The sequence below is a fragment of the Solibacillus sp. FSL R5-0691 genome (assembly GCF_037974225.1).
GTDB lineage: Bacteria > Bacillota > Bacilli > Bacillales_A > Planococcaceae > Solibacillus.
Window position 1 is genome coordinate 1068788 of sequence record NZ_CP150231.1, and the last position, 25555, is coordinate 1094342.

Below are 25555 nucleotides of genomic sequence, written 5' to 3' on the forward strand. Positions count from 1 at the left end.
TTAAAACAGTTAATATATCAAAGTTTATTAATAGCAACGTTAGAAAGAACGAAGAATACCTCTAAACATTATACAAATCAAACTTAACAAGTGAAACATTGTACAATATCGAATCAGAATAGGGAGGAAATAGAAATGAAAAAAATTGCAGTGGTAGGGGCAGGACCCGGTGGATTAGCGGTTGCCATGTTATTGGCACATAAAGGGTATGAAGTAACGATTTATGAAAAGCAGGCATATGTAGGTGGGCGAACAAGCGAGATTAAGCTTGGTGATTATAAATTTGATATGGGCCCGACATTTTTAAATATGCTGTACATTGCCGAAGAAATTTTTGAGTTAACAGGCCGAAATATTCACGACTATGTGGATCTGATTGATTTGAATCCGATGTACCAACTGATTTACCATAATAAAAAAATTAATATGACGCGTGATGCCGATGAGATGATCCGTCAAATCAACGAGCTTTTCCCTGGGAATGAGGGTAGCTATGAGCGCTACATGGAGCAGACGCAAAAGAAACTTGAAGTGCTGGCACCAGTACTGCAGGCACCGATGAATAAGCTGACAGATCTGTTCAATCCGAAAGTGATGAAAGCGTTCAAAGAGTTGGAAATAGGAAATTCTCTAGTTGATACACTGTCGAAATTCTTTAACGAAGAAGAATTGCAGCTCGCTTTCACATTCCAGGCGAAATATTTAGGAATGTCACCTTGGGAAAGTCCCGGCGCATTTTCGATTCTTTCGTATATTGAACATGCGTACGGCGTTTATCACATTAAAGGCGGCATCAATAAGCTGACACAAGCAATGGGCAGAGTTGTGCTGGAATCAGGCGGGAAAATCCTTCTCAATAACGGTGTGAAAAAATTAAAAACAAAGGGCAGAAAAGTGACGGGCTTACTGCTGGAAGATGGTCAGGAAATTGAAGCGGATGAGGTCATTATTAACGGAGATTTTGCCCATGCGATGACACATCTTGTCGAGCCGGGTCTACTGAAAAAATACAAACCGGAAAAACTTGAGAAAAAACAATATTCTTGTTCAACATTCATGCTGTATTTAGGTGTCAATAAACGATTTGATTTACCGCACCATACAATTTGGTTTGCGAAAGACTACCGTAAAAATGTAGAGGAAATTACTAAAACAAAACTGATGTCCGAAGATCCGTCAATTTATATTCAAAATGCGGTCGTAACGGATGAAACGGTTGCTCCAAAAGGGAAATCGACATTATATATTTTAGTACCGGTACCGAATAATATGAGCGGAATTGACTGGGCAGAAAAGGCGGGTCCTTTCCGGGATATGGTTTTAAATATGGTGGCAGATAAACTTGGTGTTAAGGACATTTGGGAATATATCGAAGAAGAGAAAATGATTACACCTGCTGACTGGGAACGCGATATTCATGTATATAAAGGTGCAACATTCAACTTAGGTCACCAATTATCGCAAATGCTTGTATTCCGTCCGCGCAATAAATTTGAAGAGCTGGATCAATGCTGGTTAGTCGGTGGTGGTACACACCCTGGCAGTGGCTTGCCAATTATTCTGGAATCAGCCCGAATTACGGCAAACGGCATTTTACAGCAGGATAAACAGACATTACTACCTGTTAAACCATTGCCGAAAGTAGAGCTGTATAAAAAGAAAGAAGCACAATTACACCATCAGCCGGCAGCAATTCAAACAAATGCTTAAAGAGTAGACATTGTGGTGAAACTTTTATTTGAATGGAAACGTATAATAACTATTCATTTAAAGGAGGCAATACAATGTTTAAAAAATTAGCATCAGATGCACTAGGTCTATCAGATATTGGGGTAGTGATTTCAAGACAGGACTTTGACAAAACTGATTCGGATGATTTTATTTTTAATGAAGTTGATGAAAAAATTTATTTCCTGATTAAAACAAAAGCAGATGAGTATTGCTTCACAAACTATGCATTAATCCATGTAGATGGCGCAAATGCCATCAGTAAAAAACGTATGCTGCGTCGTTATGATTATGAACATTTTGCGATTGAAGAAGTGCTGCTGGAAACAGCCGGAACAATTGATCTGGATGTAGAGATTAAATTTGTAATCGGAAATGTGCCATTAAGCATTGATATTCATAAAAAACACTTACCGGAAATTAAAGATCTATATAAAGCGCTTCATGCGATTTCACTTGAACAAAAAGCGAATACATTTAGTATGGATGCTGCAAAACAAAGCTTGAATCTGGCTGCATCTGCAATCGGCCGCGCAGGCAATGAAGGGGTTTCACCAGCCGAAGCATTTAAGGAGATCACAACATTTTCACATAGCTGGCTGCTCGAGCAAAAGAAATCATTTGTGAAAAAAGATTTCGGCGATGTTTTCGAAAAATATATTAATAACTAATAATAGTTAACACTCATTTCTTATAGAAATGGGTGTTTTCCTTTTCTATCAGCCATTTTCTGTTTTTCCTCCGTGTTTAAGGGGAAGAGAAACAATAAAGTAATTCTTTCCCTTTTTTATTATTTTGAATAATGGCAGGTGGCGTTGTTGAAGAAAAATATGATTTTACTCGGGTTGCTGCTTCTCATTTCGGTTCTTCTGGTGATCTATTTAATGAATAATAAATGCGTTTCAGAAAGTGATGATGTAAATATGGATTCCCCGAACTCAAAACAAATAGCCAAGACATCGGTTGAACCGGTTTACGAGCAGGGGGTTGCCTATAATACGCGGATATTGACCGATAAATTTGAAGTGTTGCAAAACGGCGAATGGCAGAAAATGACGATTAAAGGGATAAATATCGGAATGGCAAAACCGGGTCTATTCCCGGGTGAAGCTGGCATTACTAAGGAAGATTATTCAGGCTGGCTTAAATCAATCGGTGAAATGCATGCAAACGCTATTCGAATTTACACAATTCATCCACCTGCATTCTATGAAGCATTGCTCGAATACAATGAGTCGCATGAACAGCCAATTTACTTGTTCCATGGGGTATGGCTGGAAGAAGAGCCGGTAATTGAGCAGTTGGATGTATATGGTGAACCTACAGAGAAGTTCCAAAAGGAATTGAAGGATATTGTCGATATTCTTCATGGCAATGCAGAAATTGAACATCAGCCTGGTCATGCATCGGGGAGCTATACTGCCAATGTTGCTCCGTATGTAATAGGGTGGATGATCGGTATCGAATGGTATCCGCAGGCAGTTCATTCTGTAAATGAAAAATATAAAGGCAAGCCTCAATTTGACGGCCGGTATTTTGCGACAAAGGACGCAGCACCATTTGAAATATGGCTTGCTGAACAAATGGAGTATGCCGCCAAGTACGAAAAAGAGCAATACAGTTGGATGCGCCCATTCAGTTTTACGAATTGGGTAACGACTGATTTACTTGACCATCCGTATGAACCGAGTGAAGAGGAAGATATGGCATCGGTAAACCCGAATGTTATTTATGAAAAAAATGAACTTCAGCAAGTTGGTCAATTTGCAAATTATCATGTGTATCCGTATTACCCTGATTTTATGAACTTTACCCCTGAGTATTTGCAGTATATCGACCATCGCGGTAAGCCAAACAACTATGCTGCGTATTTGAATGATTTGAAGAAAGCGCACAGACTACCGATTCTAATATCGGAATTCGGCATACCGGCTTCGCGCGGATTGACCCATAAAAATCCGTTTGGCTGGAATCAGGGCTTTGTGACAGAGCGCCAGCAAGGAGAATATTTAGTCAGTCTCTATGAAGATATTCTGCACGAAGGGATGCTCGGTGGTTTGATATTCTCCTGGCAAGATGAATGGTTCAAACGGACATGGAATACGATGGATCTAGATAATCCGGATCAACGGCCATTTTGGTCCAATGCGCAAACGAATGAACAGCAATTCGGACTGCTCAGCTTTGATACATTGAAAATAAAAGTGGATGGGGATACATCAGATTGGTCAGGTAAAAAACCGATGTATGAAACCGAACAGCTGAACATGTATATGGATTCGGATGAACGTTATTTATATTTACGGCTCGATGCAAAAAATGTGGAGTTTTCAAATGATTATTATCCATTGATTCATTTCAGTACAGTAAAAAACCAAGGGAATTCGTCATATAAAGGTTACCCGCTATTAAATGAAGCAGATTTTGTACTTACGATTAAAGATGGGGAAAATAGCAGAATAGAAGTGGATGCCTACTATGATCTGTTTCAGAAACTATATGGTGAACGTTTGGGGCAAGTCCCATTTGAAGGGGTAACTCAAAAAAACAGCGGGCAATTTAACCCCATTGAGTATGCGCTTAATAAACAGCTGACGATTCCAATACTCGATGAAACCTATCCATTCGAAAAATACGAGACTGGAAAGTTGAGGAAAGGAAACGGCAATCCGGAAAGCCCGGATTATGATTCACTGGCCGATTATGAAGTCAATGAAGATGAAGGTGTAGTAGAAATCCGTATTCCGTGGCTATTGCTGAACTTTACTGATCCTAGTCGTCTGGAAGTATGGGCGGATTTGTATGCGAATGAGGAGATGACAAGGGAAATTACAGAAGGGATTGAAGTAGGGCTATTGCTTATCGAAAATAATGAAGTGAAACTGAGTGTCCCGGAAAATAAGTCAGATCTGAAAAGCTATACATGGGAAGGCTGGACTCTTCCGGAATACAAGGAACGTTTGAAAGAATCGTATTATATTTTGCAGGAAAAATTCTCGAATATTCAATAAATCATAAAACGGCAATGATTGAATTATATGCGTGAATAGGGGTGAAATACAGGTGAATGTAACGACGGGTCAGTTTAGTAATGGGATTGGAAATTTTCAAGATTTAAAGAAACTATATGATTTGCAGCTGGCTTATATAAGAAAAAAGGGAATTCATTTTACGTTTGTTTTCGTGAAATATTCAGAGGAAGCAGCTGTAAGTTACGAAGATTTTTATCAGTTAGTAAAAGAAAACTTACGAAAATCAGATTTTGTGTTTGCCCATCAGTCAAAACAATATATCATTTTGGTCCTGACAATCAGCAAAGTAATGGAATCCAAATCATTTCTAGTTCGGCTTCAAACTGCGATGTCACCATTAAAAATGCCGCTTGTAGCAGTTATCGCAGAAATTGCGAATTCTTCTCATCCCCTTGAAGAAGTACTGGAAGCTGGCGAGACAAAGGTGATGAGCCTGGATTTTTCAGAAGCACAAATAGTAACGATTCCTCATTTTACGGAAAAAGAGCGCATCAAGATGAAAGTAAGCATAATAGAAAATGACCATATTACACAATCGATCTTTTCAAATCTGTTTCATAATCTGGAAACCGCTGAACAGGATTTGGAGGTCCGGGTGTTTAATGATGGACTTGAATTTATGGAATCGGACTGGTACCGAAGTGAGCATCCTCATATTGTCGTGCTGAATGATATATTACCTAGAAAAAATGGCTTTGAGGTATTGCATTTTCTGCGCGGTTTACCGAATGATCAAAAATATTTGATTTTATTTATATCAACTCGTAATTCTGAAGAAGCCCAGCTTTACTGCCTTGAAAATGGTGCTGATGCTTACTTTATCCGTCCCTTTAACTTGAAAATATTTGAGATCCGCATCAAAAATCATTTGAGAAGGTCGCGTTAATATGATTGATCGTCAATTTTTAATCGGGGCGGTCATTGTCGGCATTACCATGCTGATTGTTATTTTCTGTATATTTATGTATTTAGTATATAAAGGGATGGAAAGAGATCGGATCAATGAAAAGATGAATGTATATTTCGAACAATATAAAACGGAATGGTATAACTATCTTGTTTATAATGAACCGCTGGATCACCGGCCGGAAAATAATATTACAATGAAGGCGATTGATCATTTGTTTGTTTCATATTTGACAACGCTCAACAATGAGACGATTCATAGGAAAATTTCCGAATACGCATCATTGAATATGCAGAATTATTATATCGAGCAAATAAAAAGCCGTGATCGATCGGTCCGTCTAAATGTTTTGCAGCGTACATTATTGCTAGAACTGGATTTTTTAGTACCGATCATTGAGCAGCATTTAAAAAACAAACGTGATTATGAAATGGGAGAATATTTACTAATGTTGCGGGTAGTCGCAAAATATAATCGGAATTTGTTTTATGCTCATGTTTATCAACCGAAATTACCATTGAATGACTATGAATATAAACTTTTATTATCGACGATTGATGAAGGGTATATCGACTATTTCACAAACCATTTTGATTCCTTGCCAATCGTGCTGAAACTTGCTCTTCTTGATTATCTGAGTTTAAGCACAAATGTAAGTAATGATTCTCTCTCTTTCTATGAGCGTTTGTTAACATCGGATAATCAGGAGTTAAGAATCCGGGTTCTAAAAGCGATTGCCTCATTCGGAATGATTTCGGATCTCCAACTGTACGAGCGCTTTGTTGCTTCTGCCAGCTGGGAAGAGAGGCTGATGATGGCGAAAATATTGCGGTTTGTAAAAGAGGAGAAATCCTATCAAGCTCTTGAGCTGCTAATAGCCGATTCGAATTGGCAAGTACGTAAACAGGCAGCCTTATCATTATTGAACATGCCAAAGGGACAAGTAATATTGCAGCAAATCATCGACAGTAAAAAAGATTTGTATGCGGCGGATATAGCAAGGGAAGTCATGAAGTTAGGGTGATGATAAATGAATTCAGAAACAATCCTATATTGGTTTAATGAAGTGTTCAGTTCATTAATCTTTATATATATGTTATTTGTTATTGTTGTCTATACATTAATGCTGATCTTTGCTTTTTTTCAGCTGAGGAAAGACAGGAATCTGGATAAACATTTGGAAGGTAAGGTGAATTTGAATGCTGTTTACTCGAAGCCTGTATCAATCATTGTTCCTGCTTATAATGAAGAAATTGGTATTATCAGTACGGTTCAATCATTATTGACGCTTGAATACCCGCAATACGAAATCGTAATTGTCAACGATGGTTCGAAAGACTCAACATTGCAGACAGTGATTGACGCTTTTCAGATGGAGCCTGTTTTTAGGACCGTGCAAAATCAGCTGCCGTCAGCGAAAATCAGGGGCATTTATCATTCAAAACTCCATTATAATATTGTTTTAGTAGACAAGGAAAATGGAGGGAAGGCAGATGCTTTAAACGCAGGCATTAATGTATCAAGATTTCCTTATTTTTGCTCGATTGACGGGGACTCCATTTTATCTACTAAATCATTGCTGCAAGTGATGAAGCCAATTGTCTCGTCTAACGGGAAAGTCATTGCTGCAGGGGGAAGTGTGCGTATAGCAAACGGTTCAGAAATCGAGTACGGCAGTGTATTGAAATCGGTTGTACCGAATAATCCGATTGTCGTCATGCAGATTATTGAATATTTACGTGCGTTTTATATGGGTAGAATAGCGCTGAGCCGTTTTAATTTATTGTTAATTATTTCAGGTGCATTTAGTGTCTTTTCAAAAGAATACACAATAAAAGTCGGTGGCTACAATAAGAATACGATTGGCGAAGATATGGAACTGGTCGTCCGGCTGCACAACTATCTATTAAAGAATAAAATAAAAAAATCCATTGAATTTATTCCCGACCCGGTATGCTGGACAGAAGCACCGGATAATTTTAAGGATTTAAAAACACAGCGCAGACGATGGCATCAAGGGCTGTTAAGTAGTCTCATGCTAAACCGTGGGATGTTGCTCAATCCGAAATATAAACAAATTGGTCTCATATCCGTTCCCTATTTTGTATTTATAGAATTAATAGGGCCGATTGTTGAACTGCTCGGATATATGTATGTCATTTTATCCTTTGTCATCGGGAATATATATTTGGAATCAGCTCTTACTTTGTTTGTCCTGTTTTTAATTTACAGTACAGTGATTTCGATGTTTTCTATTTTACTGGAAGCATGGAGTATGGGCACTTATCCACGTATCCGTGATTCCGTGAAACTATTATTGTATTCCTTATCGGAAGTATTCTGGTTCCGCCCGCTAATGGTTATTTTCCGCCTTCAGGGGTTCTGGTACTTTATTCGGGGAAAAAACGATTGGGGAAGCTTAACACGATCTGGATTGCAAAAGAAAACAAATGATATTTAATATAATAGACTAGTCGATAGGCGGAAAATCTCCGTCTATTTTGGCTGTTTACTCTTTATTATTGGAAGAAGGGGAGTTGTCCGCTCGTTTTCTAATAGAATATGTATACATATTAATCCGCGTTTTCATTTTAAAAATACATAAATGGACAGAAAATGGCGCAAATTTCAATTATAAATACTATATTGGAGACAGGAGAAAAAATTGGATGTATAAACATAATGAAAAAAGGTGATATATTAGTAATTAACATGGAAAACAGATTGAGAGGGTCGCGATACTAATGAAAATTGAAGAAATTTTAACATGGATCTTAATTATCTGTAGTGTAATACTTTTTATTCTATTATGTATTTATTTTTATATGATTTATCGCAAGAACTTAAAGAAAAGTTCCTTCAATAAAATAAATCACTATATCCAGCAAAATGATCGCGATTGGTATAACTATTTAGTTTTAAACAAGCCACTTCAGAATCATTCGACTACAAAGAATGAGCTGGCGGCAATTGATACTATTTTTGTTTCGTATGTTACATCGATGAATAAAGAAGAGATTCTGGAGAGAGCTTCAACATATGCTGCGTTAAATATGAAAAACTATTATACAAAGCAACTGACGAGTCGTGATGAAGTTGACCGTCTTCATGCTTTGCAGCGTACATTGATTCTGGATCTGGAATTTTTAGTACCATTAATCGAACGCCGACTAAAAGACAATCGTACCGGGTCTATGGAAGAATATTTATTAATGTTAAAGGTTGCGGCGAAATATAATAGAAATTTATTTTTGGCGCATATGTACAAGCCTAGATTGACTTTTAATGATAATGAATACCATTTGTTGCTATCGAATATTGAGGATAGTTATTGTGACTACTTTAAAGATCATTTTGAAGAATTGCCGATGCAGCTGAAATTAGCGTTCCTGGAGTATTCATGCTTGAATAGGAACTTGGGCCCTTCATACCTTTTATTATTTGAACAGTTACTGACTTCCGAATGTGGGGGAATTCGTCTTCGTGCATTAAGAGCAATTTCATCGTATGGCGAAATTTCGCATGTGAAGCATTATGAAGAATTTATCCATTCAACACATTGGGAAGAGCGTCTATTGCTCGCCGAAATTTTACGCTTTGTTAAAGAGGACGATTCGTACACTTATCTGAAAAAGTTGATGCTTGATCCAAACAGCAATGTTCGAAAACAGGCGGCTTTATCGCTGATGGGTTTACCGGATGGACAGGCGATACTGCAACAGGTATCCGACAATGAAGAACATATCCGTTCTACACAGGCTTCAGTGAAAGAAAGTCTGTAATTTAACAAGTAGTTAAAAAAATAGGCTTTGCATAGCGATTTATGCTATTATAAAACACGTTGATATTTTTCTTCATTAAGTGAATGAAGAGCATGCTACCGGTTGACTTAAAATAGGCAATTACCCGGAGTAAAATAGATAAGTGCTAACCTTGAAAGGATGATATAAATTATGAGTTACGAACGTACGAAAACCGTATCTCTACATACATTAGGGTGTAAAGTAAACCACTATGAAACAGAAGCGATCTGGCAGCTATTTAAAGAGCAGGGATATGAGCGTACTGAGTTCGACCATCAGGCGGACGTTTATGTAATCAATACTTGTACTGTAACGAACACTGGTGATAAAAAATCTCGCCAGGTAATCCGTCGTGCAATCCGTCAAAACCCGGATGCGGTTATTTGTGTAACGGGCTGTTATGCACAAACTTCACCGGCTGAAATTATGGCCATTCCAGGGGTCGATATTGTTGTTGGTACACAGGACCGCGAAAAAATGCTTGGATATATCGATCAATACCGTAACGAGCGTCAGCCGATCAATGCGGTACGTAATATTATGAAAAACCGTGTATATGAGGAATTGGATGTACCGGCATTTACAGACCGTACTCGTGCTTCACTGAAAATCCAGGAAGGCTGCAATAACTTCTGTACATTCTGTATCATTCCTTGGGCGCGCGGTTTAATGCGTTCACGTGATCCGGAAGAAGTTATTCGTCAGGCGCAGCAGCTTGTTGATGCGGGTTATTTGGAAATCGTTTTGACTGGTATCCACACAGGCGGATATGGACAAGACTTCAAAGACTATAACCTGGCACAGCTGTTACGTGACTTGGAATCACAAGTTAAAGGCTTAAAGCGTTTACGTATTTCTTCAATCGAAGCATCTCAGTTAACGGATGAAGTGATTGAAGTATTGCAAAACTCTGAAATTGTTGTAAACCACTTGCACATTCCGATCCAATCGGGTTCAGATACAGTATTAAAACGTATGCGTCGTAAATATACGATGGAGTTTTTCGCAGAGCGTCTGGAAAAGCTGAAAATCGCTTTACCGGACTTGGCGGTAACTTCTGACGTTATCGTAGGTTTCCCGGGTGAAACAGAAGAAGAATTTATGGAAACATACAACTTTATCCGTGACCACAAATTCTCTGAGCTTCATGTATTCCCGTACTCTCAACGTACTGGTACACCTGCAGCGAGAATGGAAGATCAAATTGATGAAGAAATTAAAAATGAACGCGTTCACCGTCTGATTGCACTGAATGACCAGCTTGCAAAAGAATATGCTTCCCGTTTTGAAGGGGAAGTTCTGGAAGTTATTCCGGAAGAACGCTTCAAAGATGGCGACAATGAAAACTTATATGTCGGCTATACGACGAACTACCTGAAAGTAATTTTCGAAGGCACAGAAGAAATGGTCGGCGAACTTGTAAAAGTTAAAATTACAAAAGCAGGCTACCCATACAACGAAGGACAATTCGTCCGCGTATTGGAAGGGCAAGCGATTTAATAGTATTCTTTATAAAGAAAGAGGGATTGCACAGAGCAATCCCTCTTTTTGTGTTAGATGACATTACTTTGTACAAAAAGTTAATTAGTTGTTCTCCGTTACGGAGAACAACGTGTAAGGAGTGGATATTATATTAAACCTATTTTACTTCTAATAAAATAGGGTAAAAAAATAATGTTCACAAGTTTTCATAATCGGGGAGCAACACGTACTTTTATGCAGCAAATTAATTTACAAAAAGTTAGTCGTAAACGGATGGAAGTTTAAGTATATTATGAGGAAGACAAGCCAACACTATGATTTGGAAACATTGTGTTGATCCCGATTACAAGTAAAGAAGGTGAGCAATTTATATGAAGAAAATATGGATGTTTGCTGCAATTCTATTTATTTTATATGGTTGCACGGAGAAAAAAGAAGAACCAACAGTAGAAAGTGAATCGGCTATGCTGGAAGTCAGTATTCCTACAGAAGTAGCAAGACATTACGGCTCGCTTAATATTGAGTACAAAGCATCGGATGTTTATAAAAGTATTGAGCCAAATGGTGTCGTTTCTTTGGCGATGAATGAGCAACAGCTAACTGAAGTCACGCAACAAACAGAACAATTTCTAAAGCAGTATAAGAAAACAAGTGAGCAAAGTACAGAAGATGGAATTACGCATATCGCTGCAAATGAAAACTATTCAAACTGGGAAATTGTATTATCTGATGACTCTCTTATAGAGCAAGAGGCATTTGATTTGGCACAGGAGCATTTAATAAAAAATATTTTAACGTACCAGTTAGTCCATCGTCAGAACCCCGAGTTGAATATTCAATATGTTACAGATGACGGTGAGCCTTTGGACAGAAAAATAATTCGTACAAAATTTGCCTATTCAGATGAATAATTTAAGTTGTCTGATAATTTGCGTCAATTAAAATACATGCTAAACTATAGATGTACGGACAACTAATGTTGAATAAAAGGAGTAATGAAAAATGACTCAAAATTATGCAGTAATGATTGATCATACTTTATTAAAAGCTGATTCTACAAAAGGTCAAGTTGAAAAAATTTGTGCAGAAGCGAAACAATACGGATTTGCTTCAGTATGTGTAAATCCTACTTGGGTGAAGTACAGCGCAGAGCAATTAGCTGGTACAGAGGTTAAAGTATGTACAGTTATCGGTTTCCCATTAGGTGCTACAACATCTGCAGTAAAAGCATTCGAAACAAAAGATGCGATTGCAAACGGTGCCGGCGAAATTGATATGGTTATTAATATTGGTGCACTAAAAGACGGTAATTACGATTTAGTTCGTGATGACATCAAAGCAGTAGTAGATGCTGCAAATGGTACTTTAGTAAAAGTAATTATCGAAACTTGCCTATTAACAGATGAAGAAAAAGTAAAAGCTTGTGAACTTTCTGTTGAAGCAGGTGCAGATTTCGTGAAGACTTCTACTGGATTCTCAACAGGCGGAGCAACAGCTGAAGATATCGCATTAATGCGTAAAACAGTCGGTCCGGATCTTGGTGTGAAAGCTTCCGGCGGTGTCCGCAGCTTGGAAGATATGCAACTGATGATTGAAAATGGTGCTACTCGTATTGGTGCTTCATCTGGTGTTGCTATCATGAATGGTCTAAAATCAGATTCTAATTACTAATTCAATAGTTTTTGTTGACTCTTTTTTTAAGATACGCTATACTACTTTAGTACACATTAACTAACAAGTTAATGTATGTATGACGTGTGTTCGGAGGGAGGGAAAGAGAGATGTCAAAAACTGTCGTTCGCAAAAACGAATCGCTTGAAGATGCTCTTCGTCGCTTCAAACGTACTGTATCAAAATCAGGTACAATTCAGGAAGTTAGAAAGCGCGAGTTCTACGAAAAACCTAGCGTTAAACGTAAAAAGAAATCAGAAGCTGCACGTAAACGTAAGTGGTAATTTTCCCTGTAAAAACCCTACGTTCATAACACGCAATTTTCAGATTTAACTGAGCAGACAAATGATATACCCCGCAGTTATTAATTTAACTGCGGGGTATTTGTATTTCTTCTTAAAATCACCCATAATAGAAAAGAGAAAGAAAGCGTTTTCGGGGAAAGTTTTAATATTCTGCAACTAGTTCCGTATAATTGGAATATGTTAGCAAATCATAATGAAGTAAGTTTTTTTAAGCTTTTTAAAAAAATTTGAAACTTTTCTTAATCTCATCCGTAGAATTAACTGTACATAACTTAGCTAAAGGGGTGATAAAATTGAGACGAACGAAAGGGATTAGTTGGATTTTTCTGATAGTCATGTCATTCGTATTAATGTTTCCTTCTTTAACTGCATCAGCAAATGGTAAAGTGTATGAAATATCCATCAATAATGAAATTGAAAAAGGTTTGGTGGAACATTTAAAGCGTGGATTCGATGAAGCGAAAGAAAATAATGCTGAAGCGATCATTCTGAATATGCATACACCGGGCGGATTTGTCACTGCTGCTTCGGATATCGGCAAGCTGATGGATGAAATCGATATACCGATAATTGCATTCATCAATTCGGATGCGCTGTCTGCTGGAGCGTTCATTGCTTTACATGCAGATGAAATTTATATGACACCTAATGCAACAATGGGTGCTGCGGCGGTTAGCGATTCTTCTGGCAACACAGCTGGAGAAAAGGCGGAAAGTGACTGGCTTGCTAAAATGACCTCTGCTGCCGAAAACTCCGGCAGGGAAGCTAAATATGCAAGGGCAATGGTCAGAAACGATGAGGATCTGCCTGAGCTTAGAGCCCCGAAAGGAAAGCTCCTAACACTAACTGCGAAAGATGCGGAAAAAGTTAAGTACTCGGAAGGCACTGTTGCTACGATGACGGAACTGCTTGAAACTACCAACCTTGATGGCAGCGAAGTAATAAAAATCGAGCAAACATTTGCCGAAAAATTGGCGCGATTTATTACAAATCCGGTTATTGTTCCTATTTTATTGTCGATTGCAAGTATTGGATTGGTCGTGGAACTGTATTCACCAGGATTCGGTGTGGCAGGATCAATGGGACTTGCTTCGTTAGGTATGTTCTTCTTTGGACATACGATTGCAGGTTTTGCCGGATATGAAACCGTCATCATTTTTGTAATCGGACTTATTTTACTCATTGCCGAGCTATTTGTACCAGGTGGTATTGTTGGTATTATCGGTGGCGCATTAATGATAGGAAGTTTGCTTTTTGCAGGGGAAAGCTTTGTTCATATGGCTTATTCGATTTTAATTGCAATGATAATTGCAGGTATAGGAATGGTGATACTTATGAAATTCTTCGGGAAAAAGTTGCATATGTTCAACCGTCTCGTGCTGAGAGATGCAACGACGACGGAAGAAGGTTATGTTTCAAACAAAAACCGAATTGAATTAATAGGCAAGACAGGGCAGGCTATCACGCCGTTGCGACCATCAGGGACCGTCATTGTTGATCAGGACCGTCTGGATGTTGTAACACAGGGCGGCTATATTGATGCTGGTAAAACAGTAGAAGTAGTGAAGGTAGAAGGCTCTCGTATTGTCGTAAGAGAATTTATTGGAAGAGGTGGAGAATAAGTATGAATATGTTAGCAGATGCAGGAACAATTACATTAATTGTCGGATTAGTCATTGCATTTATTATCCTGGCAGTATTTTTCACATTTGTTCCGGTTGCACTATGGATTAGTGCACTAGCAGCAGGTGTAAGAGTAAGTATTTTCACATTAGTCGGAATGCGTTTACGTCGAGTTATTCCGTCACGTATCGTGAATCCGTTAATTAAGGCTCATAAAGCCGGTTTAGAAGTATCAATTAACCAATTGGAATCACACTATTTAGCAGGTGGTAACGTAGACCGTGTTGTCAACGCATTAATCGCGGCACACCGAGCGAATATTGAGTTAACATTTGAACGTGCTGCAGCAATCGACTTAGCAGGCCGTGACGTATTAGAAGCGGTACAAATGTCGGTTAACCCGAAAGTTATTGAAACACCATTTATCGCCGGTGTTGCGATGAACGGGATTGAAGTTAAAGCAAAAGCGCGTATTACAGTACGTGCAAACCTGGACCGCTTAGTCGGTGGTGCTGGTGAAGAAACAATCGTTGCCCGTGTTGGTGAAGGTATCGTATCGACACTAGGTTCTAGTGAATCACATTCAAAAGTACTGGAAAATCCGGATTTAATTTCTCAAACGGTTTTATCTAAAGGTTTAGACTCTGGTACAGCATTCGAAATTCTATCGATCGATATCGCGGACGTTGATATCGGTAAAAACATCGGTGCCGAGCTTCAAATCGAGCAAGCACAGGCAGATAAAAACATCGCTCAGGCAAAAGCCGAAGAGCGTCGTGCAATGGCCGTAGCAAGCGAGCAAGAGATGATTGCAAAAGTTCAGGAAATGAAAGCGAAAGTAGTAGAAGCAGAGGCAGAAGTTCCAATGGCTCTTGCAGAAGCGCTTCGTTCTGGCAACTTCGGTATTATGGATTACATGAACTACAAAAATATTCAGGCGGACACATCAATGCGTGATTCGATCTCAAAAGTTTCGAATGACGATAGCAAAGATCCGAAAAACAAATAATCGAGGAAAGGAGTGAGCACTAAATGGAAGGAATTATCATTATGATTATTGTCTTTATTGTCAGTTCTTTATTGGGTAAAGGTAAAGAACAGCAGCAAAAAAGAGAAAAGCAACAAATGCCGCCATTTAGCAGTCAACCTGCTCCTCGAAAACAGGAAGTTCAGCGTCGAACAGAGCAAAGCCGACCAAAAACATTGGAGGATTTTGCGAATGAAGTATTCGGCCAGCTGAATGAAAAAGTAAAACCAGCAACGCAAAATATAGAACGGGAGCTTCCGAAACAAGTATCAAAACCTGTTGAAGCTTCTCCCTCTATAGTGGAACCGGTAACTGAAAAGGTGAATAATGCCCGTTCATTAAAGGAGCGTCCGATCGTCGCAATGGCCAAAAAAGAAGCAGAAGCTTTTCAGGTCGTGCCATCGAGTCAACGTGATTTAATGCAGGCGATTATTATGACAGAAGTTCTCGGTCCACCTAAAGCAAGAAGAAAATAATACAAAACTACCTATTTCACCGTAACGTGGGAATAGGTAGTTTTTTTACATAGGATATGAAAATGTAATGTTGACCTCGTATCCACGGAAAGCGTTCATCCGTAATGGAAAATCAACATACTTTATGAAAACAAGCAATTAAATTTCCGCGGAACCGGGTATATCTATTATGAGAGGGGGAAACAGACATGAAAAAAAGATGGATATTAATGTTTGTGTTTATTTTAGTACTGGCTGCATGCGGTAAGGAAGTGGAAGAGGCGATTACTGAGACGGATGGATCGTCTACTGTATTCGAGAGCGAGGAGCCACTGACACATCATATGGAGGGTGTCACATTAAATCTCGACTATAAAATTCAAAAGGTATCTGCCGAGCCGGGTGAATTGATTCTTGAAATTAGCGGAAATATTAAAAATGAGTACAGCCAAATCGTTTATTATACGCCGGAATTTACTATTCAAACACCGGATCAGGAAGATATAGAACAGCTGTCGTCTTCTGTTGAGAACGAACAAATTATGGTGAATCCTCAAATGGAAACGACTTTTAATGTGTCTTATTTGATTCCTCAGCACATATATGATGAAAATACTTCGCTGAATCTCCTAGTTCCAGCTGCATTTAAGGAACCGGAAAGCGAAAGTTCCGGGGATGCATTAGGAGATACTGCGAACTGGGAAATTCCGATAAAGTAAAACCTCGATTAATAGGACGATTAATACCCCATTGATTGTTAGTTAAAGTGGTATTAAATAATCTATACATGCCTTCTTTTTTCCGAGCATATAGTGACGTAAAAAGGAGGCTTTTATTGAAAAATTTATTTCCTAAAAACAATAAATTGCAAATCACCTCTTTTATGGATATCCGCTATGATGGTTCCTATACGATAGGTGATGTAACCCCGACCGAATATAATTGTACGACAAAGGATTTTACGATGTACGTTCATGCAGGGGAAGTGGAAGTCCAGCATTTATTCGAAGAAGGATTTTTAATTCAATGTAAAAATCTGCAGAAGCTTACGATTGAGCGGAATGCAAAATGAGTAAATCCTATAAAAAGCTAATAACAATCAAACTAAAGCAATCAAAAGAAGCAAGTACTTTTATTATGCTGCTGAAAGAGCATAAAATCCGTGTTTTTAATTTGACTTTTAAACAGAGCGAAATAACTTTCCAAGTGGCGCATAGTAATTTGTCATTACTGCGCAGACTAAGAAAAAAAGCGAAAGTAAAAATTACAATCCGTTACAGCGAGCCGGAGAAAATTCTGCAAAAAGATATGGTTACGGCCATTGGTATCATCATGTTAATTATCCTGCCAATTATACTTTCACGCTTTGTATGGGAAGTTGAAGTTGAAGCCACCACGATTGAACTGGAAGATGAAGTGGCGCAGTATTTGCATAAGGAGATGGGCGTAAAGTTTCCTGTACCGAAAAAAACATTTTTATCCGATAATGAGATCCGACAGACGATGATGAAGGAGTTTCGGGAGTTTTCATGGGTACATATTATGAAAAACGGAAGTAAAATTACGATTAATCCGCAATTGGCGCCAAAGATTGAGCAGGTTCCAAAAGTGAACAAAAACCAGCATCTCGTTGCGAACAATAGCGGTGTCGTCACTCATTTCCAAATTGAACGCGGTGTTCGTCAAGTTGAGCAAAATATGACGGTCTACAAAGGAGATATTCTCGTTTCAGGCGTGCTACAGCATGGTGAAAAGGAAATTGTTATCGGTGCTGAAGGCGAAGTGTTTGTGGATTACTGGCTTGAAACATCGTTTTCCGTTCCTAAATCAATCGAAATCGAAGTATTGGATGACCATGGCTGGAAGTATGATGTGAATTGGGAGAAAATCGGTACAGCGATTGAACAGATGTCTATTGAACCTTTGAAGTCCGTTGTGACGTATAAACCTTATCGAATGTTCCATAAAAAAAAGGAAAAGATAAGTGAAAAGGATGTAGAAACAATTATCTTGCCATTACTGCATGAAAAGATGATTTCTTCATTACCGCTTGAAACCGCCATTAAAGCAGAAAAACTTTTGCACGTCTACAGTGATGATGATACAGTTAAAGGGAAAGTCTTGTATTTAATAAATGAAAATATCGCACAACCACATCCAATTCACCAAGGAGAATGAGTATGTCAGAAAAATATGTTGAGCTCCAAATCGACAATCCAAATGAAGCTGTAATGCTTTTAGGAATGTCAGATGCAAATATAACATTGATTGAAGAAACTTATAGCGTACAAATTATTACGCGTGGGGAAGTCATACAAATTGCAGGCGATGATTTAGAAAAGAAAAATCAAGCATATGCAGTTTTGGAAGCGTTATTGAAAGTTATTCGAAAAAATATTAATATCGATCAGCGTGATGTGTCAACAGCCATTGAGATGGCCAGTAAAGGCACAATTGAATATTATGCAGAACTATATGATGAAGAAATTGCGCGCAATACAAAAGGCAAGCCCATCCGTGCAAAAACGATCGGTCAGCGTGAGTACATCCGGGCAATCCGTCATAAAGACCTGATATTCGGAATTGGACCAGCCGGAACCGGTAAAACATATTTAGCGGTTGTGATGGCTACACAGGCATTAAAAAATGGTCATGTAAAGCGTATTATTTTAACACGCCCTGCCGTTGAAGCAGGCGAGTCGTTAGGGTTTTTGCCGGGGGATTTGAAGGAAAAAGTCGATCCGTATTTGCGTCCGCTCTATGACGCCTTACATGATATTTATGGACAGGAACAGACGCAGCGCCTAATTGAGCGCGGGACGATTGAAATCGCGCCGTTAGCGTACATGCGTGGCCGTACATTGGATGATGCGTTTGTCATTTTAGACGAAGCCCAAAACACAACACATCAGCAAATGAAGATGTTCTTAACGCGTTTAGGCTTTGGTTCGAAAATGGTCATTACAGGCGATAAAACACAAATTGATTTACCTAAAAATACGGAATCCGGTCTTATTATTGCGGAGCGTACATTACGCTATGTAAAAGACATTCATTTCCAAATACTTGAACAAGGTGATGTAGTCCGTCACCCATTAGTAGCGAGAGTCATCCAGGCTTACACAGAGCAGGAATTATAAAAAGGAAACTTTCAACTTTATTGTAAGGTTGAAAGTTTTTTTATTGGGAAAAATGGCATGAAACTTATTGGAAAAATTTACGTATATAAACTAAAAGGAGGAATTCGTGACAATGTTCATTGGTATAAAGACATTTATCCCGCATTAACGGGTAGTAATTTAACTTTTGAATTAATTATTTAGCGCCAGAGTAAGACTTCCAGCTTTGGCATAAAGCAGAGTTTGTGGTCAACTACCCGTAAAAGCCCGATTGGTTGAGGCCAACACGATGTTGGTCACACAGGCGTTGTCACAGGACGTGACGTTTTTAGCTTGTGTTCCTTTTAATCAGTGGGGATAAAAAGACCCCCCACAGATTGAAGTTAAACTTTATTTGAAAAACATACGTACTTTTCGTAACACCAAACATATAAATTTGATAAAATGAACATAGAAACAAAGGGAGGTGCATGATCATAGAAAGATTTAACAAGCTCATCCAACTAATCAGCTTTCGCGCACTGTTAGTCATCATACTTGCGGCTACTGCACTTCTGCAGTTTTTCCTGATGATTGATAATGTTCGTGGCGTTACATATGATATCCAGCTAACTGAATTATCACCGGAAACGATCCGTTCTACGAAAACAGTGGAGGATACCGTAAAGACTGAAATAGAAAGGGAAAATGCGGAGAAGGCCGTAGATCCTGTATACATATATAAAGATGAAGTTCCAAGTCAACGTGCAACTTTTGTGACGACCATTTTTGATATTGCGTTGGACGTGAAAAGTGAGATTGCAAAAGCGGAGGAAGAAATCCCGCAAGCTGAACAAATTAAAATGCTGCGTTCAGCATTAAAAGATATTTTTGATAACCAGCAAAATCTGATTTTATCGGATGCACAGTTGGTGAATGTCTTAAGTGCACCACAGGCAAATCTTGAATCTGCACGTGATGCATTGGCGACATTGGTAGAAGTAAACTTAAATTATCCACTTCGTAAGGAGAGCTTGCTGCCATACCGAAACGAACTGGAAAGCAAGATTCGCCAGCAGCCCTCAATATCCGAGGGGTTAATGAGTGTGGCAATCGTCATTGGTCGTGCAGCTATTGTTGAAACTGAAGTGCTTGATAGTGAAAAAACGGAGATTGCCAGACAGCAGGCAAAGGAAGCGGTGGAGCCGACACGTATTTTGCAAGGACAGATCATTGTCCAGGAAGGCGAAGTTATTACCCGCGAAATATACCGCCAGCTTGATTTGTTAGGAATGCTGGACAGTGAGGAATCGATTAAACCGATTGCCGGACTGATTATTTTGATTTTACTGCAAATGTCATTCCTGTTTGTTTTGTTTGACCGTTCGGAAAAAGACATTGCTTCAAAACGCAATGAACTGCTCGTGACAATTATTGTGTATGCGATTGCGTTAATCATGATGAAACTGATCGCGCTCATTTCAACGAATTTTGATTTGATGATTGCCTTCATTTTCCCGTCAGCGTTAGCGACAATGCTTGTTCGCGTACTGGCCAATGACCGTACCGCGAGTATTGTGACAATCATTACGGCTGCATCTGCAGGGATCATCTTTCATGAAGGGTTATCCGGTATTTTACAGATGGATACAGCGCTTTACATTTTATTTGGCGGATTCGCATCGATTATATTCATGCGCAGTCTGGAAAAACGGACAGATATTTTACAGGCGGTTGGTATTGTAATTCTTGTGAACATTGTATTTATCGCATTTTATATTTTAATGGGACAATCAGGTTACGGAATGAAGGAAGTTGCATTTTACGTTGCTGCAGCAATTATTTCCGGGTTATTATCCGGTGCTTTAATGATGGGGCTGCTTCCTTACTTTGAATCGGCATTCGGACTTTTATCGGTCGTGCGTCTGATTGAATTATCGAATCCGAACCACCCGCTGCTGAAGAAAATTTTGACGGAAACACCTGGTACGTATCACCATAGTATAATGGTTGCGAATCTGGCTGAAGCGGCATGTGAAGCGATCGGGGCGGATGGCTTGCTGGCAAGGGTCGGCTGCTATTATCATGATGTAGGAAAAACGCGAAGACCTCTATTTTTCATTGAAAACCAAATGGGGACAAATCCTCATGATACGATGGCACCCGAAAGTAGTGCGGAAATTATTATTGCGCATACTACAGACGGGGCAGAGCTCTTGCGCAAGCATAAAATGCCGCAGGAAATCATAGATATTTGTCTACAGCATCACGGGACAAGCACATTGAAATTCTTTTTGTTTAAGGCGAAGGAAGAAGGGAAAGAATTGGACGAAAGTATATTCCGATACCCGGGTCCAAAGCCACAGACGAAAGAAGCGGCAATCATTAGTATTGCGGATAGTGTGGAAGCGGCAGTCCGTTCGATGCAGCAGCCGAATGCTGAGAAAATACAGAAGCTTGTGCAATCGATTATTCAGGATCGTGTACAGGATGACCAGTTTGATGAATGTGATATTTCATTAAAAGAACTGAAAAAGATTGAAGACGTATTATGTGAAACATTGAATGGAACGTTCCACTCGCGTATTGAATATCCAAAGGAATAGTAGGAGGGAACAACATGTTATTAATTGATTTTTTAGATGAAACAAATGAAGTGAAAGAAGACCACTTGGAACTAGTGGAAAAATTACTGCAGCATGCAGCGGAGCAGGAAGGAATCGAGGACGGCTCGGAAGTGTCGGTTACGTTTGTGACAAATGAAGCGATCCATGAAATTAACCGTGAATACCGTGATAAGGACCAGCCTACTGATGTTATTTCTTTTGCAATGGAAGAAATGGGTGAAGGGGAACTGCAAATTATCGGTGAAGGGATTCCGCGTGTTTTAGGGGATATTATCATCTCGACAGACCGCACACGTGAACAGGCAGCCGAATATGGCCATACGTTTGAGCGTGAACTTGGCTTCTTGGCTGTCCATGGCTTTTTGCACCTGCTAGGCTATGATCATATGACACCGGAAGATGAAAAAGTCATGTTCGGGAAGCAAGATACGATTTTACAGTCATACGGCCTAGGTCGTGATATGAATGAACGTCCGTAAATTTTTTCGTTCTTTTCGTTATGCAATGGAAGGACTGTTTACGGCTTTACATGAACAGAATTTCAGATTTCACATAGCGAGTGCCATTATTGTCATAATGGCAGGCTTGTTGACAGGGTTATCGATCGTCGAATGGTGCATCATCATTTTCGTCATCGCTTTTGTCATAGGAGCCGAAATGATCAACACAGCAATCGAGCGTGTAGTGGACCTGGCATCACCGGAAATTCATCCGCTCGCCAAGCAGGCAAAGGATGTCGCGGCAGGGGCCGTACTTGTTTTTGCGCTCGCAAGTGTTATAATCGGACTACTCATATTTTTACCAAAATGGTTTTAAAAATAATGTTTTGGGGGAACCAAATTATGAACATGGAACAATTAATGGAACAATCTAAAATTGCACGTGAATTTGCTTATGTACCTTACTCGAAATTTAAAGTAGGTGCGGCTTTACTAGCTGAAGATGGTACAGTATACAACGGCTGCAATATTGAGAATGCAGGCTACAGCATGACAAACTGCGCAGAACGTACGGCGTTTTTCAAAGCAGTGTCAGAAGGCAATATGAAATTTAAAGCGCTGGCGGTCGTAGCAGATACACCGGGTCCATGTTCCCCATGCGGAGCTTGTCGACAAGTAATGAGTGAATTTTGTGCTCCGGATATGCCCGTCTACTTAACGAATATGAATGGTGACGTTCAACAAACAACGGTAGGTGAGCTGATCCCGGGTGCATTTAATACGGAGGATATGAAAAATGCAGGAAAATAAAGGATACAAATCGGGCTTCGTCTCGATTGTAGGTCGTCCTAATGTGGGCAAATCGACATTTTTAAACCGAGTAATCGGCCAAAAAATTGCGATTATGTCTGACAAACCACAAACGACACGTAATAAAGTACAAGGTGTATTAACACAACAAAACTCTCAAACGATTTTCATCGATACACCGGGCATTCATAAGCCGAAACATAAATTAGGCGAATTTATGCTGAAAACTTCACGCAACGCTTTACGTGAAGTCGATGTAATCATGTTTATGGTGAATGCTGAACAAGCGATCGGAAAAGGTGACGAATTCATCATCGAACTGCTGGAAGGCAATAAAACACCGGTATTTTTAATCATCAACAAAATCGATTTAGTGCACCCGGATGAACTGGTAAAAATCATTGATTCGTATAAAGATAAGTTTGACTTTGCGGAAATTATTCCAATTTCAGCATTACAGGGCAACAACGTAGAAAACTTATTAACGACAATCGAAAAGTATTTACCGGAAGGGCCTCAATATTACCCGGCAGATCAAGTAACAGACCACCCGGAACGATTCATTATTTCTGAGTTGATCCGTGAAAAGGTATTGCACTTAACTCGTGAAGAAATTCCGCATTCAATTGCAGTTGTCATTGAGCGCATTAAGCCACATGAAGAAAAAGAAAACATGATTCATGTACAGGCAACGATCATGGTAGAACGTGATTCACAAAAAGGGATTGTCATCGGCAAACGCGGCGCCCTTTTAAAAGAAGTCGGCTCCCGTGCCCGTCAGGATATTGAAATGCTATTAGGCTCAAAAGTATACTTAGAGCTTTGGGTAAAAGTTCAAAAAGATTGGCGTAACAAGCAAACACATTTACGCGACTTCGGATTTAGAGAAGACGAGTATTAAGATGTAGCGAAGCACCCATTTTCTTAAGGAAAATGGGTGTTTTTAATGTTCTACTTTTCGTGCGTCTCGTTCTACATTAGGGTGATAAAGTTCTACTTTTGGGCAGGGAGGTTCTACTTTCGCCATGAAATATTCTCCATTCCTCATTGAATTGGCGAATATGGTAGGCGCTTCTACATTTCGTGCGTATTGTTCCACATTCCGATGAAAAGGTTCTACTTTCGGGCAGGGAGGTTCCACATTCCGATGAAAAGGTTCTACTTCCAGGCCAAAACCTTCTACTTTTATCACTAAACTTCCTCCAAACCTCAACAACGAGTCAAATAAATTCTCCCACCCGATAACAACATTATTCTTGATTATAGCGAATGTTCTGCTACCATTTAATAAGGGAATATTTAACAGAAGTTAGCAGGTGAAACATTGAATAATTTAAATAAATTTTTATTGGCACTATGGGCAGTATCACTCACTTTACTATTTATTGTCATTGCGACTGCCGATCAGGACCCACCAATATTAGTCGCAGAAGGTCAAATGACTACCGAGGAAAACAACCCACCTGAAATAAAGTTAGAGAATGATCTAAATGAAACTGACAAACCGATCAGCAAACCTAAGGATCAAGTCACTAAGGAATCGATTCGTCTTGCAATGACAGGTGATGTTTTGCTGCATTTAAGACTTGCGAAATATGATGAATACACTTCCTCTTTTGCAGCGGTGATGCCGAAGATGCAAAGTTATGATTTTCTGATTGCCAATCAGGAATCGCCACCTGTCGGCAATGAGTATCCATTAAGCGGCTATCCGCGCTTTTCTAGTCCAGCCCATATTATTCGCGATCTTCAGCATGCAGGGGTGGATTTGGTGACAATTGCCAATAATCATATCGTCGACCAAGGTGAAAAGGGTATGCGTACGGTCTTTAATAATCTGGAAGACTATCATATGCCATATGTCGGAGCTTATAAAAATAAAGAGGATCAGTCAGCACAACGCATTATCGAAATCGGATCGATAAAAATTGGACTGCTTGCCTATACGTATGGAACGAATGGACTTTATTTACCGAAGGAATCACCATTGCTCATTAATTATATGGATGAAGCGAAGATCAAAGCGGATGTCGAGGAATTAAAAAAAACGGTCGACGTCGTAGCAGTCTCGATGCACTGGGGATCAGAATATGTTTATGCAGCGGATGACAATCAAAAATACTATGCGGATATATTAAATAAAGCAGGTGTTGATATTATATTCGGGACTCACCCGCATGTACTGCAGCCGTATGACAAGCTGACCAATGAACAGGGGCAGGAAACGCATATTTTTTATTCGCTCGGTAATTTCTTTTCGACTATCTTAACAATACCAAACACAATGATTGGCGGGATTGCAAGCCTTGATATTACAAAGGAAGGCGACCGGATTACAATAGATAAACCTGAGCTTTATGCCACGTCTGTATTAAAGGATGCAGACGGAATTTATCGGGTTTATCCGTTAAAAGATGTGGAACAGCGCTCTGTAAAAAACCTGCAATGGGTAAAGAAAATCATGGGACAATCTGTAACCGTTTATTAAACTTTTCTATTGATAGTGCGGTATAATAGAGATACGAAAGAAATAGAAGGATGTGCAAC

Annotated in this window: 25 protein-coding genes; 24 read left to right on the forward strand and 1 reads right to left on the reverse strand. The window is 39.3% G+C overall.

The genetic code is table 11. The features are described from left to right. Nucleotides 1-135: 135 nt before the first annotated feature. The 23 genes from crtI (at nucleotide 136) to era (ending at nucleotide 23909) form a co-directional block, all read left to right on the forward strand. Nucleotides 136-1710: a phytoene desaturase family protein gene (gene crtI, locus MKY51_RS05115; protein ID WP_339175658.1), complete on the forward strand. Its 1575-nt coding sequence runs from the start codon at nucleotides 136-138 to the stop codon at nucleotides 1708-1710. 74 nt (nucleotides 1711-1784) lie between these two features. Next, on the forward strand, nucleotides 1785-2399 hold the full coding sequence (locus tag MKY51_RS05120) for a PH domain-containing protein (RefSeq protein ID WP_339175660.1): 615 nt from the start codon (nucleotides 1785-1787) through the stop codon (nucleotides 2397-2399). Between the two features lie 138 nt (nucleotides 2400-2537). Continuing rightward, a complete protein-coding gene (locus MKY51_RS05125) occupies nucleotides 2538-4739 on the forward strand; it encodes a hypothetical protein (RefSeq protein WP_339175661.1) in 2202 nt (733 codons plus the stop codon). Between the two features lie 52 nt (nucleotides 4740-4791). After that, nucleotides 4792-5646 carry a response regulator gene (locus MKY51_RS05130; protein WP_339175663.1) on the forward strand — a complete coding sequence of 285 codons (855 nt, stop codon included), beginning with the start codon at nucleotides 4792-4794 and terminating at the stop codon, nucleotides 5644-5646. Between the two features lies 1 nt (nucleotide 5647). After that, a complete protein-coding gene (locus MKY51_RS05135; RefSeq protein WP_339175664.1) occupies nucleotides 5648-6691 on the forward strand; it encodes a HEAT repeat domain-containing protein in 1044 nt (347 codons plus the stop codon). Between the two features lie 6 nt (nucleotides 6692-6697). Beyond that, the gene (locus MKY51_RS05140) at nucleotides 6698-8128 is read left to right on the forward strand and encodes a glycosyltransferase (RefSeq protein WP_339175665.1); all 1431 of its coding nucleotides are present in this window, start codon (nucleotides 6698-6700) and stop codon (nucleotides 8126-8128) included. Between the two features lie 283 nt (nucleotides 8129-8411). Continuing rightward, nucleotides 8412-9449, forward strand: a complete 1038-nt coding sequence (locus MKY51_RS05145) for a HEAT repeat domain-containing protein (protein WP_339175666.1) — start codon at nucleotides 8412-8414, stop codon at nucleotides 9447-9449. Nucleotides 9450-9620: 171 nt separating this feature from the next. Next, complete coding sequence (gene mtaB, locus MKY51_RS05150; RefSeq protein WP_339175667.1) at nucleotides 9621-10970, forward strand: tRNA (N(6)-L-threonylcarbamoyladenosine(37)-C(2))-methylthiotransferase MtaB; 1350 nt, start codon at nucleotides 9621-9623, stop codon at nucleotides 10968-10970. A 353-nt stretch (nucleotides 10971-11323) separates the two neighbouring features. Further along, on the forward strand, nucleotides 11324-11863 hold the full coding sequence (locus MKY51_RS05155; RefSeq protein ID WP_339175669.1) for an adenylate cyclase: 540 nt from the start codon (nucleotides 11324-11326) through the stop codon (nucleotides 11861-11863). Nucleotides 11864-11954: 91 nt separating this feature from the next. Beyond that, nucleotides 11955-12623, forward strand: a complete 669-nt coding sequence (deoC, locus tag MKY51_RS05160) for a deoxyribose-phosphate aldolase (RefSeq protein ID WP_339175671.1) — start codon at nucleotides 11955-11957, stop codon at nucleotides 12621-12623. Between the two features lie 110 nt (nucleotides 12624-12733). Next, nucleotides 12734-12907 carry a 30S ribosomal protein S21 gene (rpsU, locus tag MKY51_RS05165; RefSeq protein WP_004227078.1) on the forward strand — a complete coding sequence of 58 codons (174 nt, stop codon included), beginning with the start codon at nucleotides 12734-12736 and terminating at the stop codon, nucleotides 12905-12907. Between the two features lie 314 nt (nucleotides 12908-13221). Next, nucleotides 13222-14550 (forward strand): nodulation protein NfeD, encoded by a 1329-nt coding sequence (locus MKY51_RS05170; RefSeq protein WP_339175673.1) that lies wholly within the window; start codon nucleotides 13222-13224, stop codon nucleotides 14548-14550. A gap of 2 nt (nucleotides 14551-14552) precedes the next feature. Continuing rightward, a complete protein-coding gene (gene floA / locus MKY51_RS05175; RefSeq protein WP_339175674.1) occupies nucleotides 14553-15560 on the forward strand; it encodes a flotillin-like protein FloA in 1008 nt (335 codons plus the stop codon). A gap of 23 nt (nucleotides 15561-15583) precedes the next feature. Beyond that, entirely contained in the window at nucleotides 15584-16054 is a 471-nt protein-coding gene (locus MKY51_RS05180; protein WP_339175675.1) for a hypothetical protein, read from the forward strand. A 188-nt stretch (nucleotides 16055-16242) separates the two neighbouring features. Next, complete coding sequence (locus MKY51_RS05185; protein WP_339175677.1) at nucleotides 16243-16752, forward strand: hypothetical protein; 510 nt, start codon at nucleotides 16243-16245, stop codon at nucleotides 16750-16752. A gap of 116 nt (nucleotides 16753-16868) precedes the next feature. Further along, nucleotides 16869-17105 carry a hypothetical protein gene (locus MKY51_RS05190; RefSeq protein WP_008403137.1) on the forward strand — a complete coding sequence of 79 codons (237 nt, stop codon included), beginning with the start codon at nucleotides 16869-16871 and terminating at the stop codon, nucleotides 17103-17105. Next, nucleotides 17102-18211 (forward strand): sporulation protein YqfD, encoded by a 1110-nt coding sequence (locus MKY51_RS05195; protein ID WP_339175679.1) that lies wholly within the window; start codon nucleotides 17102-17104, stop codon nucleotides 18209-18211. The genes MKY51_RS05190 and MKY51_RS05195 overlap by 4 nt, the downstream gene beginning before the upstream one ends. A gap of 2 nt (nucleotides 18212-18213) precedes the next feature. Next, entirely contained in the window at nucleotides 18214-19173 is a 960-nt protein-coding gene (locus MKY51_RS05200) for a PhoH family protein (protein WP_008403135.1), read from the forward strand. Between the two features lie 449 nt (nucleotides 19174-19622). Beyond that, nucleotides 19623-21737: an HDIG domain-containing metalloprotein gene (locus MKY51_RS05205; protein WP_339175683.1), complete on the forward strand. Its 2115-nt coding sequence runs from the start codon at nucleotides 19623-19625 to the stop codon at nucleotides 21735-21737. Nucleotides 21738-21751: 14 nt separating this feature from the next. Further along, on the forward strand, nucleotides 21752-22237 hold the full coding sequence (ybeY, locus tag MKY51_RS05210) for an rRNA maturation RNase YbeY (RefSeq protein WP_339175685.1): 486 nt from the start codon (nucleotides 21752-21754) through the stop codon (nucleotides 22235-22237). Further along, the gene (locus MKY51_RS05215) at nucleotides 22224-22574 is read left to right on the forward strand and encodes a diacylglycerol kinase family protein (protein ID WP_339175686.1); all 351 of its coding nucleotides are present in this window, start codon (nucleotides 22224-22226) and stop codon (nucleotides 22572-22574) included. The genes ybeY and MKY51_RS05215 overlap by 14 nt, the downstream gene beginning before the upstream one ends. A 26-nt stretch (nucleotides 22575-22600) precedes the next feature. Continuing rightward, entirely contained in the window at nucleotides 22601-23008 is a 408-nt protein-coding gene (locus tag MKY51_RS05220) for a cytidine deaminase (RefSeq protein ID WP_079525607.1), read from the forward strand. Then, on the forward strand, nucleotides 22995-23909 hold the full coding sequence (gene era, locus MKY51_RS05225; RefSeq protein ID WP_339175687.1) for a GTPase Era: 915 nt from the start codon (nucleotides 22995-22997) through the stop codon (nucleotides 23907-23909). Before MKY51_RS05220 ends, era begins: the two co-directional genes overlap by 14 nt. Nucleotides 23910-23951: 42 nt before the next feature. Here era and MKY51_RS05230 read toward each other — a convergent pair whose 3' ends face one another. After that, nucleotides 23952-24200, reverse strand: coding sequence for a hypothetical protein (locus MKY51_RS05230; RefSeq protein ID WP_339175688.1), 249 nt, complete (start codon nucleotides 24198-24200; stop codon nucleotides 23952-23954). 132 nt (nucleotides 24201-24332) lie between these two features. Here MKY51_RS05230 and MKY51_RS05235 point away from each other — a divergent pair, with 132 nt between their 5' ends. After that, a complete protein-coding gene (locus MKY51_RS05235) occupies nucleotides 24333-25496 on the forward strand; it encodes a CapA family protein (RefSeq protein WP_339175689.1) in 1164 nt (387 codons plus the stop codon). Nucleotides 25497-25555: the final 59 nt, after the last annotated feature.